This window comes from Serratia marcescens (assembly GCF_029846115.1).
GTDB lineage: Bacteria > Pseudomonadota > Gammaproteobacteria > Enterobacterales > Enterobacteriaceae > Serratia > Serratia marcescens_L.
The window spans coordinates 1,500,355-1,515,491 of record NZ_JARVZZ010000001.1 but is presented as its reverse complement, the minus strand read 5'-3'; the positions used below and the strand labels follow the sequence as shown (position 1 = coordinate 1,515,491).

16 protein-coding genes are annotated in these 15,137 nt (G+C 59.5%); 15 read left to right on the top strand and 1 reads right to left on the bottom strand.

The window, feature by feature from the left end:
- Positions 1-409 precede the first annotated feature (409 nt).
- The 5 genes from QDT79_RS06960 (at position 410) to QDT79_RS06940 (ending at position 2,371) form a co-directional block, all read left to right on the top strand.
- The gene (locus QDT79_RS06960; protein WP_308316339.1) at positions 410-862 is read left to right on the top strand and encodes a putative T6SS immunity periplasmic lipoprotein; all 453 of its coding nucleotides are present in this window, start codon (positions 410-412) and stop codon (positions 860-862) included.
- Between the two features lie 129 nt (positions 863-991).
- Positions 992-1,153, top strand: a complete 162-nt coding sequence (locus QDT79_RS06955) for a hypothetical protein (RefSeq protein ID WP_230200983.1) — start codon at positions 992-994, stop codon at positions 1,151-1,153.
- Positions 1,153-1,542 carry a hypothetical protein gene (locus QDT79_RS06950; protein WP_308316338.1) on the top strand — a complete coding sequence of 130 codons (390 nt, stop codon included), beginning with the start codon at positions 1,153-1,155 and terminating at the stop codon, positions 1,540-1,542. The genes QDT79_RS06955 and QDT79_RS06950 overlap by 1 nt, the downstream gene beginning before the upstream one ends.
- Before the next feature lie 27 nt (positions 1,543-1,569).
- Positions 1,570-1,962, top strand: coding sequence for a hypothetical protein (locus tag QDT79_RS06945; protein WP_308316337.1), 393 nt, complete (start codon positions 1,570-1,572; stop codon positions 1,960-1,962).
- A gap of 13 nt (positions 1,963-1,975) precedes the next feature.
- Positions 1,976-2,371 carry a hypothetical protein gene (locus QDT79_RS06940; RefSeq protein ID WP_107226691.1) on the top strand — a complete coding sequence of 132 codons (396 nt, stop codon included), beginning with the start codon at positions 1,976-1,978 and terminating at the stop codon, positions 2,369-2,371.
- On the opposite strand, the gene QDT79_RS06935 is transcribed toward QDT79_RS06940, so the two are convergent.
- Positions 2,362-2,679: a hypothetical protein gene (locus tag QDT79_RS06935; RefSeq protein WP_107226802.1), complete on the bottom strand. Its 318-nt coding sequence runs from the start codon at positions 2,677-2,679 to the stop codon at positions 2,362-2,364. The genes QDT79_RS06940 and QDT79_RS06935 overlap by 10 nt on opposite strands.
- A gap of 245 nt (positions 2,680-2,924) precedes the next feature.
- Between QDT79_RS06935 and QDT79_RS06930 the strand changes: the two genes are divergently transcribed.
- The 10 genes from QDT79_RS06930 to QDT79_RS06885 all read left to right on the top strand — a co-directional run bounded on the left by QDT79_RS06930 (position 2,925) and on the right by QDT79_RS06885 (position 15,105).
- On the top strand, positions 2,925-4,295 hold the full coding sequence (locus tag QDT79_RS06930) for a glutamine synthetase family protein (protein WP_063991528.1): 1,371 nt from the start codon (positions 2,925-2,927) through the stop codon (positions 4,293-4,295).
- 28 nt (positions 4,296-4,323) lie between these two features.
- A complete protein-coding gene (locus tag QDT79_RS06925; RefSeq protein WP_308316336.1) occupies positions 4,324-4,734 on the top strand; it encodes a GNAT family N-acetyltransferase in 411 nt (136 codons plus the stop codon).
- 14 nt (positions 4,735-4,748) lie between these two features.
- Positions 4,749-5,438 carry a trehalose-6-phosphate synthase gene (locus QDT79_RS06920; protein ID WP_197816860.1) on the top strand — a complete coding sequence of 230 codons (690 nt, stop codon included), beginning with the start codon at positions 4,749-4,751 and terminating at the stop codon, positions 5,436-5,438.
- Between the two features lie 594 nt (positions 5,439-6,032).
- Positions 6,033-7,643, top strand: coding sequence for an ABC transporter permease (locus tag QDT79_RS06915; RefSeq protein ID WP_308316335.1), 1,611 nt, complete (start codon positions 6,033-6,035; stop codon positions 7,641-7,643).
- Positions 7,644-7,658: 15 nt separating this feature from the next.
- Positions 7,659-8,450, top strand: a complete 792-nt coding sequence (locus tag QDT79_RS06910; RefSeq protein WP_308316334.1) for an ABC transporter ATP-binding protein — start codon at positions 7,659-7,661, stop codon at positions 8,448-8,450.
- A 32-nt stretch (positions 8,451-8,482) separates the two neighbouring features.
- Entirely contained in the window at positions 8,483-9,565 is a 1,083-nt protein-coding gene (locus QDT79_RS06905) for a porin (RefSeq protein ID WP_308316333.1), read from the top strand.
- 585 nt (positions 9,566-10,150) lie between these two features.
- Positions 10,151-10,930, top strand: coding sequence for an ABC transporter ATP-binding protein (locus QDT79_RS06900; protein WP_063991534.1), 780 nt, complete (start codon positions 10,151-10,153; stop codon positions 10,928-10,930).
- Between the two features lie 129 nt (positions 10,931-11,059).
- Positions 11,060-11,752: an MgtC/SapB family protein gene (locus tag QDT79_RS06895; RefSeq protein ID WP_019453282.1), complete on the top strand. Its 693-nt coding sequence runs from the start codon at positions 11,060-11,062 to the stop codon at positions 11,750-11,752.
- Positions 11,753-11,779: 27 nt separating this feature from the next.
- A complete protein-coding gene (locus QDT79_RS06890; protein WP_063991535.1) occupies positions 11,780-12,664 on the top strand; it encodes a LysR family transcriptional regulator in 885 nt (294 codons plus the stop codon).
- Positions 12,665-12,924: 260 nt separating this feature from the next.
- Positions 12,925-15,105 (top strand): carbon starvation CstA family protein, encoded by a 2,181-nt coding sequence (locus QDT79_RS06885; protein WP_308316332.1) that lies wholly within the window; start codon positions 12,925-12,927, stop codon positions 15,103-15,105.
- Positions 15,106-15,137 lie beyond the last annotated feature (32 nt).

Genomic DNA, 15,137 nt, shown 5'->3' with positions numbered 1-15,137 from the left:
CATGGCATCGCCTGATTATAGAGTACAATCTATGACAAGACGATAGACCGGAATATATAATTTTCTCCAGACCGCCATTGGCGTTTTGCCTGGCTGCTCGAAAAAACAGTGATGATTGCCTTGCGGCTTGAGCATGGAATGCGACGAGATACGGGAACAGCGGCATCAGTATCGGCCAGAGAAGAAAACATGCGGATTTGGGGAGGCAATAAAGCACGCAACCCGGCGTTTTTATTTTTGAATATATATAAAAGAAATAAAATCATTTTTCATATCAATCAATAGATTGCACCCAGCATCCATTTGCCTTTCCATCTTGTGAGCGAACGCAAAAGATTGTGACAAAGTGGGTTAATCATGTCTGAACTTTCGCTATGGTGTTTTTTTCATGTTTTAACGGATTAAAACCATGGCCACAACTCAAGGAAACGCCAGAAAACTTACGGCCGGTGAACACCGATTTTATCTCTCTTTGCTATGCGCACTGCTACTGAACGGCTGTCAATCCACTCCCCCCTGGTACCATCCGTTGGATGTCTCGCTAAAAGACAACCAACCTTGCTTTGCCGTGCCTATCAACAGCGTTCGCAGCGGCGACAGCCTGCAAAACCGGGGAGTGATCGTCTCACGACAGGAACAACAGCAATGGCATATCGTCTGGACCTCACCAGAAGTCACTCCGTTGCCTGACCTGAAACCCGGGCAATGCGTCACTTATCCGCAAGTAAACTGGGCTGAGGGAGAATACTCGGTCTTGCTCGGCGTCTCGATGAATAACGATACGGAAAGGCGTAAATACATGAGAACCTTTACTTTGAGCATCGAGCATAATGGAAAGACACTATTACGTAGCGATCATTAAGCTACCCATCGTTGTATTTTCAGATGATACTTCGGCCGCGAACAGGAGTGCGCCAAGATCGCGGTTAAGGGATACAGTCATTTTGCGGCAAGTACTGCGGCAGGTATTTTGGGGGGTGAAGGTGGTGCGATGTTAGCAATGACGGCTTGTAGTATCGTCTTAGGCGCCTCCACGTTTGGTACCGGTATTTTAGCTTGTGGTATAGCAGGCGCTGCTCTGGGTGGCGCAGCTGGCAGTTGGGGTGGCGGTGCAGCCGCCGACAGCATTACTGGTTTCATTTTTGGTGAATAATGAAAATCGCTATCGTTCTGTTCTTCACTCTGGCATTGATTAGTGCCCTGGTTCAGTATTTTTACTATCGGCGCTATAAAGACGAATTTTCTGAATTCTATCAACGTTATGTGCAAAGCGCCCACCCCTTGCCTCCATTTGTCATCTTCGCGGATAACCTTGGTTTGCTCGGTGTATCTATCAAAGCGCAATGGTTCCATTGGATATTGAATGGCAGAAAAATAAAGATAGGGAAAAACGCTTTTCTGAGCCCAAAAACCTACGAATTCGTGAATGAAAATACATCTCAACGCCTCAAAAACTGGCTTCGAAAAGACTTCATCTTAAGCGTGCTGAAAATGGGGTGTTTGGCGTTGATGTGTATCTTTGCTTTTTTGAGCAAGGCATAACGCCCCTTGAACCTTAGCCGGCGGCTTATGAAAACAGCATCACTTATTGCAGCCGCGCTGCTCTTACTTTGTTGGCTTGTTCAAGATATTTACTCTCGTCGCTATAAACGCGAGTTCGATGTTTTTTATCAACGCTATATCCAACAGGGCCACTTTGTCCCTGCTCACGTCGCGATTGCCGATGGCCTCGGCTCTTTAGGTACTTCCATCAAAGCCCAATGGTTCAGATGGATCCTTTGCGGCAAGAAAATCAAGGTAAAAAAAAACCAATATCTTCCCGCCAAGACCTATGAATTTGTTCGTCTTTCATCATCTGAACGCTTGCAGACCTGGATGAAAAACAACGGCACGTTTTTGGCGCTGGAAGGCATGCTCTTCATCATGGCATTGATCTTTATGATAATAGCGAGAATGTCGTGATTCAGGCTACTCAATGAAAACCCTTGTCATATTATGCTTAACGCTGCTGGTTTTAAGCGCCTTCATCCAATTCATTGGCTACCGTCGCCATAAAAAAGAGTTTGACGCTTTCTATCAGCGTTACGCCGGCAGCGGACATTTTATTCCGCCCTATGTCGCCTTTGCCGACGGCCTCGGCATGCTAGGTATCTCATTAAAGGCACAGTGGTTTCTTTGGATCCTGAAGAGGAAAAAAATCAAGATTAGGAATCAGGTTTGGCTCGATGCGAAAACCTACGACTTCGTGCAAAAAACCACCTCTCTTGAGCTACAAAAGTGGCTGGCGATGGATTTTATACTTTTGCTCGTAGAGGTCGTTATTATCGCCGTGGGTTGTATTTTTATTTACCTCATCAAGCATCAAGGTTGAGCAGACGCGTTGCTCCCCTCCACCGCCTGCACCGCCGCCTTCTGCGTGGTGCGCTGATATAAGCACAGCTCCCTGCCCGGCTTGTTTTTCATAAACGGCTGCGGGTAGCGCCCGCCGATAAACAGCGCCGAATAGCCGACGTCATCACCGTAGTGAACGATCGCCCCTTCCACCCTGGCGTTTTTTAGCCCGCTGACTTTCAGGCAGGCGACGCGCATCGCCCTTTCGCTCTCGGCCCACGCCTGTGGGGAAGACGCGGTGGCGTTGAACGCGGCCAGCGCGGCGATAAGCAGCCCTATTTTCTTCATCATTATCTCTCCTTCAACGGCCCGTCTCGCCAGTATAGACCGTGCCGGCGCGGCCAACCCGCCAACGCCGCCGCACTCTTTACGGCATTTTTATTCCGCGCCCCGTTAACGTTACGGCGTTTTTACAGACAGTTTTTGCCGCCGCAGATACCCTTTTCACATCGCCACTATGGCCTCACAAGAGAGTTGTCCCATGCGTTTATCCCTGCCTCTAGCCGTGATCGGTCGTCGTTCTGGAGCACGCCATGCATGCTAATATCATCGGCTTCAATCCGCTGCTGGCGGAGCTGCCCGCTTCGCCAACGCGCGCCTTCCACAAAGAGCTGGAACACTACCTGCAGCGCTATCCGCAGACCGAACAGCTGGATATTTATCTGCACGATCTGAACGGCCAGCTGCGCGGCAAGCGGCTGCCGATCGCCGAAGCCTTTGGGCTGGAGAAAGGCTGCTACTTCCCGCTGTCGATTTACGCCCTGGATCTGCACGGCCGGGTGATCGAAGAAAGCGGGCTGGGGCAGCGGGCGGGCGAGCCGGACCGTCTGTGCCTGCCGGTGCCCGGCACGCTGCGCCCCTGCGCGCGCGATCCCGAACGCCACGCCCAGCTGCTGCTGACGATGCAAAACGCCGACGGCGGCGCCTGCGAGCTGGAGCCGCGTGTGGTGCTGCAACGGGTGCTGAAGCGCCTGCACGAGCGCAACTGCTTCCCGGTGGTGGCGGCCGAACTGGAGTTCTACCTGCAGGATCCACAGCATCCCGCCGAGGCGGAAACCTGCCCAACGCAGAGCTTCGCGGTGGATGCGCCCGAGCGCCACCATGCGCTGCTGAGCGACATCGAACGGCACGCGCGCCTGCAAAACCTGCCGTTGACCGGCGTGGTGGCCGAAGCCGCCTCCGGCCAATACGAGCTGAATCTGCATCACAGCCGGCGCGTGCTGGAAGCCTGCGACCAGATCATGGCGCTGAAGCGCCTGACGCGGCAGATTGCCGAGCAACACCACCAGCACGCCTGCTTTATGGCCAAGCCCTGCGCCCACGCCGCCGGCAGCGGGCTGCATTTCCACATCAGTTTGCAGGACGAGCACGGCGAGAACCTGCTGACCGGCGCGCCGGGCGAACTAAGCGACAACATGCAGCAGGCGATGGCGGGCATGCTGGCGCTGATGCCGGCGTCGATGGCGATCCTGGCGCCCAACATCAATGCGTTCCGCCGCTTCCGCCCCGGCATGCACGTGCCGCTGCGCGCCTCCTGGGGCCACAACAACCGCACGGTGGCGCTGCGCCTGCCCTGCGCCGACAGCGCCAACCAGCGCATCGAATACCGCCTGGCCGGCGCCGACGCCAACCCCTATCTGGCGCTGGCGGTGATGCTCGGCGGCCTGCTGCACGGCCTGGAAAACCCGCTGCCGCTGCCGCCCGCGGCCAACGGCTGCGAGAGCGACAACGCCGCGCCCTTGCCACTCGGCCAACAGGAGGCGCTGACGCTGTTCCGCCACAGCGATCCGCTGCGTGAGCTGCTCGGCCCGGCGTTCTGCACCCTGTGGCACACCTGCAAAAGCGCCGAACTACGCCGCTTCGAGGAACAGGTCACCGCCGCCGAACTCGGCTGGATGCTGTAACCACCGGTTCATTAACCTAAGGATAATCATGAATATGCAACCGCAACGGGCGTCCGCACAGCCGCTGCTCTGCTGGCGCAAAGGCGTTTTTCATATCAGCACCGATCGGCAGTTGCTGGATATCGATGCGATCCAGCGTTTCCTCAACCTGCCGGATCGGGCGGCGGCCGAGCGCCTGGCGCGCCACGGCCTGTGCTTCGGGCTGTATCGCAAGTGCCACCTGCTCGGTTTCGCCCGCATGGTGACCGATTACGCCACCTTCGCCTCGGTGAGCGAACTGTTCGTCAGCGCCGAATACCGCGGCGTCGGGCTGGGAAGCTGGCTGACGCGCTGCTGTCTGGCGCATCCGGCCTTGCGCGGCCTGCGCGTCACGCTGCCCGCGCTGCAAGCGCCCTGGCGCGCCGATGGTTCGGCGCACGCCCTGCGCGCCCTTCACTGATAAGGAGACCCCCAATGTCTCGTTTGGTGCTGATTTCCAACAAGCAGTGCGACGGTAAGGATCTGGCCTGCGCCGGCCAGACGCTGGCGGCCGACGCCGAACCGGGGCTGTGGCTCGGCTGGAACGGCGACGTGCAGAATTTCGCACAGCGCCCGATCAGTTGCCGCCAACGCACCGGTTACGATCAGGTGACCTTTCCGCTGTCGATCGAGGAGTTTCGCCGCCACTATCAGGGCTATTACCACGACGGCCTATGGCCGGTGTTCCACAACCAGCCGGAGAAGGCGCACTTCACGCCGGAAAACTACCGCGCCTACCGGCAGCTGAACCGCCGTTTTGCCGATATCGCCTGCGAGCACCTGTGCCCCGGCGACACCGTCTGCATCGACGACTACCAGCTGCTGCCTTGCGCCCAGGCGCTGAAGGAACAGGGGCTGCTGAACGCCTGCGCGTTCTTCTTCCACCTGCCGTTCCCGTCGGCGGCGCTGCTGCGGCGCATCCCGGAACATCGCCAGCTGATCGCGTCGCTGCTGTTCTACGATCTGATCGGCTTTACCACCACGGACGATCGCAACGCCTTTCTCAGCTGCCTGACGGCCGAGTTCCCGCTGGAGATGCTGCCCGACGATCAGATCCAGGCCAACGGGCATATTTTCGCCACCGGCATTTTCCCCGCCGGCATCAACGGCAGGCAGGTTTATTGATTTACGGCGGCGCCCCCCCTTCAGGCGCGCCGTTTTATTTCGCCGTGATTTATTTCCCCGTCTTTATCGCCACCACCATGCGTTATTTTATTTTCCGGATATAGCGATTAAAAAATGAATATTTATCCTGTTACACATCAACCGTAAAAACCCTACGCCGCCAATTGCTTTTTATTAGCGAAAAACATTACCCTCTTCCTGCCATATTTAAACCGAGGAGGGCCCCATGGGCGATGAAAGTTTTAGTTTTACGCTAATGCTATTGGGCGTCTTTCAGTAATGCCATCCAGGTTGCATTCTGAAAGACACGGAATGCGGCAACCGCTCCCCTTCTGACGGCCTTTCCCGCTCTGCCGGCCCACCCATCGCCCCGCTGCGAAAACAACGTCTGTCTCAACCGCTACGGCGGTATTTATCTGGTGTCGCCGGGCATATTCCCCGAGCGGCGACGGATTTCTTATGGGAAAAATAAGGTATTGCGTTATGCAAAATAACCGGGGTACATCTGTTTTCAAAAAGTCGTATTTAAATGACTTTATCGTTATCGCCATCGGTGTTTTTTTCATTGCCTTTTTTATTCGTGCCTGGGGTGACATGCACGGTGACTTCAATGAACAAAACGTCTCTGCCATCAGTCTTGATGCCTGGAACCTGCTTTATTATTCGCTCAGAACCAGCATGCGCTTTCTCCTCGGCATGGCCTGGTCGTTGCTGTTTTCTGTGGTTTTCGCCGTGCTGGCCGCGCGCTATACGCCGCTGCGCCGGGTGATCCTGCCCTTCGTCAACTTTATGGAGTCGGTGCCGCTGGTGGGGTTCCTGACCTTCACGACCGTGTATTTTCTCAACCTCTACCCGCACAGCGTGATGGGGCTGGAGTGCACCGCCATCTTCGCGGTGTTTACCGGCCAGGCCTGGAACATGATGCTGACGCTGTATCAGACGCTGCGCATCGTGCCCAAAGAGCTGGATGAAGCCGCACGCAGCTTCAATTACAACCCGTGGCAACGCTTCTGGCGGCTGGAGTTCATCTATTCAGTGCCGGGCCTGCTGTGGAACGCCATGGTGTCGCAATCCGCCGCCTGGTTCGCCCTGGTGGCCTCCGAGGCCATTCCGGTCGGCGATCGCTCGGTCGAACTGCCCGGCGTCGGTTCCTACATCGCCGAAGCGCTGGCGCAGCAGAACGTGCCGGCGATCCTGTATGCGATCGTCGCGCTGGCCGCCAACATCGTGCTGCTCGATCAGCTGGTTTTCCGCCCGCTGGTGCGCTATACCGCGCGCTTCAAATACGAAGACGTCACCGCCAATCGGCCGCTCGGCAATCCGTGGTTTTACAACAGCCTGGCCTTCTCGCACGTCGGTGCGGCGCTGGGCCACACGCTGCGCGCGCTGGCTGACCTGTGGCTGTTCAAGCTGCCGCGGCTGTGGTATGCCCTCGGCCTGCACCGCCTGTTCAGGCTCGCCGCCAAGGGGAACTGGCTGTGGCGCAGCCTGTGGTATCTCGGCGTGGTGCTGGCCTGCGTCTGGTTCGGTTACCGGCTGTGGGAATACTTCCCCAAACAGTACTTCGCCATGCTGCCGGAATGGATGCTGCTCACCACCGCGCGCGTGGCCGCGGCCATGCTGCTCAGCGTGGCGATCTTCACGCCGCTGGGGGTGTGGATCGGCATGAATCCGCGGCTGGTGAAGATCTTCCAGCCGATCATCCAGATCCTGGCGGCCATTCCGCCCAACATTTTCTACCCGCTGATCGCCGCCTTCATCGCCATTTATCATCAGGATCTCGGCTGGTGGGCCATCCCGATGATCATGTTGGGCACCCAGTGGTACGTGTTGTTTAACGTGATCGCCGGCGTTTCCGCCATTCCGACGCAGATCACCGAGGTCAGCGAAACCTTCGGGCTGCGCCGCTTCCGCTGGTGGCGCTACTACATGCTGCCGGCAATTTTCCCCTACATCGTGACGGGCATCATCTCCGCCGCCGGCGGCGCCTGGAACAGCGCCATCGCCGCCGAGGTGATCCAGTGGGGCAGCACCACCCTCAGCGCCACCGGGCTGGGCGCGTTCATTTCCGTCGTCACCGACGCCGGCAAGAACCCGGAGTCCGCGCTGGGCTGCGCCGCGATGTGCGCGCTGGTGGCGCTGTGCATCATCTTCGTCTGGCAACCGCTGTATCGCATCGCGGAAACCAAATTCAAATATGACTGATCAAAGGGGAACAACATGGTGACTCAAGAGGTGATTATCAGCGCCCGTCGGCTGAACAAGACGTTTATCGGCGAAAACAAGCGCCCCAACCCCGTGCTGCGCGACGTGACGCTGACCGTGCACGCCGGCGAGTTCGTCACCATTCTGGGGCAATCCGGCTCGGGCAAGTCCACGCTGCTGCGCATGCTGGCCGGGCTGATCCCACCGGACAGCGGCACACTCACGCTGGCAGGCAAACCGGTCGACGGCCCAAGCGCCAACGTCGGCATGGTGTTTCAGTCCTACGCGCTCTATCCCTGGCTAACGGTGTACGACAACATCGCCTTCGGGTTGCTGGCGCAACGGCTGCCGCCGCAGACGATCGCCGAGCGGCTGGGAGCGCTGCTGCGCCTGGTGGGCCTGACCGGCTATGAGCACGCCTGGCCGCGCGAGCTCTCGGGTGGCATGCGTCAACGGGTGGGCTTCGCCCGGGCGTTGGCGGTAGAGCCCGACCTCTTGCTGCTGGACGAACCCTTCTCCGCCCTCGATATCTTTACCGCGCAAAAACTGCGGGGCGACCTGCTGGCGCTGTGGGGAGACAACCGGCTGCGCACGCGCGCCATGGTGATGGTGACGCACGACGTCGAAGAAGCGGTGCTGATGTCCGATCGGGTGCTGATCCTGGACGCGACCAGCAAACGGATCGACGACGAATTCAGCGTCAACCTCCCGCGTGCGGTGCGCAACCGGGAGAGCCTGCGGCACCTCACCGATCGGATCCGCAGCTGCCTGTACAAAAAAATCGCGCAAGCGCAATCGGCCGGTTAACGGCCCTGTTTTCATTCACTTGGGGAACTGAAATGAACCATAAAAGCGTGCTGATGACGCTGTTCATCCTGCTGCCGGCCGCCGCCACCGGCGCAGAAATCGTCAATAAAGACGGCAATAAACTGGATCTGTACGGCCAACTGAACGGCGTGCATGACTTCAGCAGCGACGCCGACAATAACGGCGACCGCTCCTATACCCGCTTCGGCTTCAAAGGCGAGACGCAGATCGGCGACGGGCTGACGGGGTATGGCCAATGGGAATATCAGGCAGGGCTCGATCAGCCGGAGAGCGCCGGGCCGGGCGACAGCTATACCCGCCTGGGCTTTGCCGGATTGACGTTCGGCCACTGGGGCAGTCTGGATTACGGCCGCAACTACGGCCTGCTGTATGACGTGGCCGGCTGGACGGACGTGCTGCCTGAATTCGGCAACGACAGCTACGAAGCGGCCGACAACTTTATGACCGGCCGCGCCAACGGCCTGCTGACCTACCACAACCGCAGCCTGGGCGGTCTGGTCGACGGCCTGGATCTCGGCCTGCAATATCAGGGGAAGAATCGGGGGGACGACGCTCAACGGGCGAAGGATATCCAGACGCAAAACGGCGATGGCTACGCCTTTTCCGCCACCTACAACACCGGCGTGGGGCTCAACGTTGGCGCCGCCTACGCCAACTCTGCGCGCACCCTGGCGCAACAGCGCTTCGGCCTGGCTGACGGCGATCGCGCCCGGGCCTGGACGCTGGGGCTGAAATACGACCAGGACAACCTCTACCTGGCGGCAAGCTACGCGCGTACCGAGAACATGACCTACGTCGACGGCGATCGCTACGCCGGCTTCGCCCCCCGCGCGGACGCCGTCGAGGCGGTCGCGCAGTATCACTTCGATTCCGGCGTCACGCCCTCGCTGGCCTACCTGCAAACGCGCGGCCGCAACCTGCCCGGCATCGGCGACGCCGATCTGGTCAAATACCTGGATCTGGCGCTGAATTACAGCTTCAACGCCAACATGTCTACCTACGTGGAGTACAAACTCAACCTGCTGCAACAGCAGAACGCCGTCGGCGCCGGCGCCGACGACATCGTCGAAACCGGCATCATGTATCAGTTCTGATCCCCATCCCGGCCGGAGGGCGCTCTCCGGCCGGTTTATTATGTGACTTTCCGCTCGCCTCTTATTCTCTCGTTTAATTCAGGTTTATATTTCCGTAAAATGATGCCTATATTCATTCTTGCGCCTTCCGTTTACGCCCCGTTTAATGAATAAAGAAAATCTTTCCCGCATTCATATTAAATTACATTTTGCCGCCATAATTCGGCGTAACCACATTGAATAACAGGCTATGGCACGCGTATTATGGCCACACGAAAAATAACGGGAGAATGATATGGACGGCGACAGTTGGTTGTTTATTTTATTGTTGGAATCGCTGAGGTCACAGGAGCAATAGTCATCCCATTGCATCCTGAAAGTGTCAGGATATGAGTCAGTTATAGCATCCCTTCGCTTTACCCTTCAGCCTCTGGCCTGCGCGCATGCCGCACCGGCACGCCCGATGGGCTAACCCCTCCAGCATAAGCGTATTAACAGTCCGATAACGGTCAGGCTTATTTGCACCCGCATTTATTTTACGCCTGCCCGGCGATAAATATCGGCCCTTTTTCCATGCTCATATTTTTAATTGGGTGGAGACGGATCATGATGGTAAAAAAAACCACGCTGCTGACGGTCAATAACGTCAGCAAAAGCGTTCAGCCTACCGGTAAAGAAAAACGTCTGGTACTGAATGAAATCAATTTGCGCCTTTACGACAACGAGGTCGTCAGCATCTTGGGGCAGTCCGGCTCGGGCAAATCCACCCTGCTGCGCATTCTTTCCGGCCTGATCGCGCCGGATCTGGGCACCGTGATGCTGGGGGATAAAAAAGTCTCGGGGCCGAATCCGCAGATCAACATGGTGTTCCAGACCTTCGCCATTTTCCCGTGGCTGAATGTCTACCAAAATATCGCCTTCGGGCTGCAGGCGCAGGATCTGCCGCCGCAGGTGGTCGAAGCCCAAACGCTGAAAATGCTCGATCTGGTCGGGCTCGCGCCCTACCGCGACGCCTACCCGCGCGAGCTTTCCGGCGGCATGCGCCAGCGGGTCGGCTTCGCGCGCGCGCTGGCGGTAGAACCGATGCTGCTGTTGCTGGACGAGCCCTTTTCCGCGCTGGACGTCTATACCGGCGAACACCTGCGCAGCGATCTGCTGCGTATCTGGAGCACGCGCCAGATCAAAACCCGCTCCATCGTACTGGTCACCCACAGCGTAGAGGAAGCGGTGATGATGTCTGACCGCATCCTCCTGCTGGGCGCCGGCACCCTCGACGGCTGCTATCACATCACGCAGCGCCGCGAGGCGCGCACCCGCGAGGGGATGCAGCCGCTGACGGACAAAATCAGCGAGACGCTCAGCCGGCAGATCGCCGCCGCGCACTGAGCGCCGCCGCGCACTGAGCGCCGCCCTGGACTGGCGGGACGGAATCCCGCCAACTTAACTACCTGTTTATCAAGAGTTACCCCGCCACGGGTGGCTCATGATAAGCGGATAATACATCGAGTTATTATCATGCATTTCATTCATACACTGCTGACGCTGCTGACCGCGTCCGTTCTGGGCGCCGCCATCGGCTACGAAAGACAGTTCCGCCAGCGCACCGCCGGGCTGCGCACCAACACGCTGGTGGCCACCAGCGCGGCGATCTTCGTCCATCTGGCCATGACCATCGACGGCAGCGGCGGCGCGGTGCGCGTCATTTCCTACGTGGTCTCCGGCGTCGGCTTTCTCGGCGCCGGGGCCATCATGAAGGAAGGGATGAACATCCGCGGCCTGAACACCGCCGCCACGCTCTGGGGCTCCGCGGCGGTCGGCGCCTGTGCCGGCTGCGGCCTGTACGGCGATGCGCTGGCCGCCACGCTGTTCGTGCTCGCCGCCAACACCCTGTTGCGCCCCCTGGTCAATATGGTCAACAAACAACCCTTCAATGACGTTAACGGCGAATCCACCTACCAGATTTGCGTCATTGCCTTCGAGCATGAGCAGCGTGAGGCGCTGGCCAAATTCAAACAGGTGCTGCAAGGGGAAAACTGCTTTATCTCGCATCTGGATATCGAACCCTTTGGCGACGACGACGTGGAGATCACCGCCACCTTGATGCCGGCCTCCGTCACCACGCCGGTGCTCGACCAGACCATCAATAAATTGCTGAACGACAGCATGATGAAACAGGCCTATTACAGCCGCATCGCCGGCTCCGGCTGATGCCGTTCACTTCCAGGGAGATCAACCATGAAAACCATGCCGAAGCTGGCTCATCTGACGATGTTCAAAGACATTGTCCACTGTGGAAGCTTGCACGAGGCCGCGAAAAAGCTGGCCATCTCGCAGCCGACGCTCAGCCGGGTGCTTAAAGAGCTGGAAATGACCATCGGCGCGCGGCTGCTGGAGCGCAGCAACCGCGGCGTGCGCCTGACGGCGGTCGGTGAGCTGTTTTACCGGCGGATAGACGCCGCCACCAATCAGTTGCTCAACGCGTTTGACGAACTGCGCGGCCTGAGCGCTGACGGCGAGAAGCGCCTGCGGGTGGGGATGAGCGTCGATCCGCTGCTGTGCTACCTGCCTCAGGTGCTCGAAGGCTTCAACCGCCGCTACCCGCATACCCGGGTGACGGTGGTGGAAGACGGCCCGGAAGGCCTGCTGGCCCGGCTGCGAAACTGCGAGCTGGATTTGGCGGTCAGCAGCCTGAACGGCGCGGCGGGCGGCGCCGATCTGACCATGCAGGCGCTGAAAAGCGAGCGATTCTCGCTCTATCAGGGAGGCGACCGTACCGCAGCCGGGCAGCCGCCGGCCGAAGCCAAATGGGTGGTGCCGCGCTCCTGCTCGGTGGGGCATGCCGCCATCCGCGAGATCGCCGAACGCTACACGCCGCATGGCCAGATCGTCGAGACCGACTCCTTTCTGGCGACCTGGTGCCTGGTCAGGCAGCAGGGCTATATCGCGCTGCTGAGCGATCGGGTGGTCGCACACTACGCCCCGCAGCTGCACCTGCAGAAAATCCCGACGCAGGAGATCGACATCAGCGCGCGCTTTTACGTCTTTACCCGCCATGAGCCGGCCACGCCGCCGCTCAGCGCCGCGTTTATCCACCTGCTGCAGGCCATGCAGACGGTTTGAGGAGACAGGCCGCCGCCCGCCGGCGGCCGACTCTCTTCTCCTGGCCGCCAACCGCTTACTCCGCCAATCCAACCGTTCACCCGGCGGATCTGACCGCTGAGCGAAATACGCCTGTCTTCCCCCCTTACCCCCGGCGATGATGAGCTGTTCCTAAACCCGCCTTACCTCGGGAAAGACGCTACGGCTCACCGCGCCACTCTGACATCTCTTACAAGCGGATGAGTTCATTCATATTTGCAGACTGGAATTAAGGATACCTCATGAAACGAGAGGGGATTTTAAAGCACATTCCGTGGATGCTGCTGGGGATACTCGGCGCAGCCTGCCTCGGCGTGGTAGCGCTGCGCCGCGGCGAACACATCAGCGCGCTGTGGATCGTCGTCGCTTCGGTGGCGGTGTATCTGGTGGCCTACCGCTACTACAGCCTGTACATCGCCACCAAGGTGATGAAGCTGGACGCCGGCCGCGCCACCCCGGCGGTGGTCAACAACGACGGCCTGAACTACGTACCGACCAACAAGAACGTGCTGTTCGGCCACCACTTCGCCGCCATCGCCGGCGCCGGACCGCTGGTGGGGCCGGTGCTGGCCGCGCAGGTCGGCTACCTGCCCGGCACGCTGTGGCTGCTGGGCGGCGTGGTGCTGGCGGGGGCGGTGCAGGACTTTATGGTGCTGTTCATCTCCTCGCGCCGCAACGGCGCCTCGCTCGGTGAGATCATCAAAAAAGAGATGGGGCCGGTACCGGGCACCATCGCGCTGTTCGGCTGCTTCCTGATCATGATCATCATCCTGGCGGTGCTGGCGCTGATCGTGGTGAAAGCGCTGGCGGAAAGCCCGTGGGGCGTGTTCACCGTCTGCTCCACCGTGCCGATCGCGCTGTTTATGGGCATCTACATGCGCTATCTGCGCCCCGGCCGCGTGGGTGAAGTGTCAATCATCGGCATCGTGCTGCTGGTGGCCGCTATCTGGTTCGGCGGCGTGGTGGCGCACGACCCGTACTGGGGCCCGGCGCTGACCTTTAAAGACACCACCATCACCTTCACGCTGATCGGCTACGCGTTCATCTCCGCCCTGCTGCCGGTGTGGCTGATCCTGGCGCCGCGCGACTACCTGGCCACTTTCCTGAAAATCGGCGTGATCGTCGGGCTGGCGATCGGCATCGTGATCCTCAACCCTGAGCTGAAAATGCCGGCGGTCACCCAGTTCGTCGACGGCACCGGCCCGGTGTGGAAAGGTACCCTGTTCCCGTTCCTGTTCATCACCATCGCCTGCGGCGCGGTCTCCGGCTTCCATGCGCTGATCGCCTCCGGCACCACGCCGAAGCTGCTGGCCAATGAGACCGACGCGCGCTTTATCGGTTACGGCGCAATGCTGATGGAGTCCTTCGTCGCCATCATGGCGCTGGTGGCGGCTTCTATCATCGAGCCGGGCCTGTACTTCGCCATGAACACCCCGCCGGCGGCGCTGGGCATCACCATGCCGGATCTGCACCGCTTAGGCACCGAAGACGCGCCGATGATCATGGCTTCGCTGAAGGACGTGACCGTGCACGCGGCGGCGGCGGTCAGCTCCTGGGGCTTCGTCATCAGCCCGGAACAGATCCTGCAGACCGCCACCGACATCGGCGAACCTTCGGTGCTGAACCGCGCCGGCGGCGCGCCAACGCTGGCGGTGGGCATCGCCCACGTGTTCCATCAGATCATCCCGGGCGCCAACATGGGCTTCTGGTACCACTTCGGCATTCTGTTCGAAGCGCTGTTCATCCTGACCGCACTGGACGCCGGCACCCGCTCCGGCCGCTTTATGCTGCAGGATCTGCTGGGCAACTTCGTGCCGTTCCTGAAGAAAACCGACTCGCTGGTGGCCGGCATCGTCGGCACCGCCGGCTGCGTCGGGCTGTGGGGCTACCTGCTGTATCAGGGCGTGGTGGATCCGCTCGGCGGCGTGAAGAGCCTGTGGCCGCTGTTCGGCATCTCCAACCAGATGCTGGCCGCCGTGGCGCTGGTGCTGGGCACCGTGGTGCTGATTAAGATGAAGCGCACCCAATACATCTGGGTGACCGTGCTGCCGGCGGTGTGGCTGCTGATCTGCACCACCTACGCGCTGGGGCTGAAGCTGTTCAGCGACAACCCGCAGCTGGAAGGCTTCTTCTTCCTGGCCGGCGAGTATAAGCGCAAGATCGCCGAAGGCGGCGCCGAGCTGAGCGCCCAGCAGATCGCCAACATGAACCACATCGTGGTGAACAACTACACCAACGCCGGGCTGAGCATTCTGTTCCTGCTGGTGGTGTACAGCATCATCTTCTACGGGGTGAAAACCGCGATGGCGGCGCACAAGAACCCGAAACGCACCGACCAGGAAACGCCTTACGTGCCGGTGCCGCAGGCCGCACCCGCCGACGGCGTAACTGAGGGGGAGGTCAAAGTTTCGACCCAGCATTGATGTGATTTAACGGATACCCTGCATAATGAAAT

Excerpts from the sequence above, each read along its gene's own strand:
- QDT79_RS06930 (WP_063991528.1), top strand. The coding sequence starts at position 2,925 with ATGCATGCTAATATCATCGGCTTCAATCCGCTGCTGGCGGAGCTGCCC.
- QDT79_RS06885 (WP_308316332.1), top strand. The coding sequence starts at position 12,925 with ATGAAACGAGAGGGGATTTTAAAGCACATTCCGTGGATGCTGCTGGGG.
- QDT79_RS06910 (WP_308316334.1), top strand. The coding sequence starts at position 7,659 with ATGGTGACTCAAGAGGTGATTATCAGCGCCCGTCGGCTGAACAAGACG.
- QDT79_RS06915 (WP_308316335.1), top strand. The coding sequence starts at position 6,033 with ATGCACGGTGACTTCAATGAACAAAACGTCTCTGCCATCAGTCTTGAT.
- QDT79_RS06900 (WP_063991534.1), top strand. The coding sequence starts at position 10,151 with ATGATGGTAAAAAAAACCACGCTGCTGACGGTCAATAACGTCAGCAAA.
- QDT79_RS06950 (WP_308316338.1), top strand. The coding sequence starts at position 1,153 with ATGAAAATCGCTATCGTTCTGTTCTTCACTCTGGCATTGATTAGTGCC.
- QDT79_RS06945 (WP_308316337.1), top strand. The coding sequence starts at position 1,570 with ATGAAAACAGCATCACTTATTGCAGCCGCGCTGCTCTTACTTTGTTGG.
- QDT79_RS06960 (WP_308316339.1), top strand. The coding sequence starts at position 410 with ATGGCCACAACTCAAGGAAACGCCAGAAAACTTACGGCCGGTGAACAC.
- QDT79_RS06920 (WP_197816860.1), top strand. The coding sequence starts at position 4,749 with ATGTCTCGTTTGGTGCTGATTTCCAACAAGCAGTGCGACGGTAAGGAT.
- QDT79_RS06890 (WP_063991535.1), top strand. The coding sequence starts at position 11,780 with ATGAAAACCATGCCGAAGCTGGCTCATCTGACGATGTTCAAAGACATT.
- QDT79_RS06935 (WP_107226802.1), bottom strand. The coding sequence starts at position 2,679 with ATGAAGAAAATAGGGCTGCTTATCGCCGCGCTGGCCGCGTTCAACGCC.
- QDT79_RS06925 (WP_308316336.1), top strand. The coding sequence starts at position 4,324 with ATGAATATGCAACCGCAACGGGCGTCCGCACAGCCGCTGCTCTGCTGG.
- QDT79_RS06905 (WP_308316333.1), top strand. The coding sequence starts at position 8,483 with ATGAACCATAAAAGCGTGCTGATGACGCTGTTCATCCTGCTGCCGGCC.
- QDT79_RS06955 (WP_230200983.1), top strand. The coding sequence starts at position 992 with ATGTTAGCAATGACGGCTTGTAGTATCGTCTTAGGCGCCTCCACGTTT.
- QDT79_RS06895 (WP_019453282.1), top strand. The coding sequence starts at position 11,060 with ATGCATTTCATTCATACACTGCTGACGCTGCTGACCGCGTCCGTTCTG.
- QDT79_RS06940 (WP_107226691.1), top strand. The coding sequence starts at position 1,976 with ATGAAAACCCTTGTCATATTATGCTTAACGCTGCTGGTTTTAAGCGCC.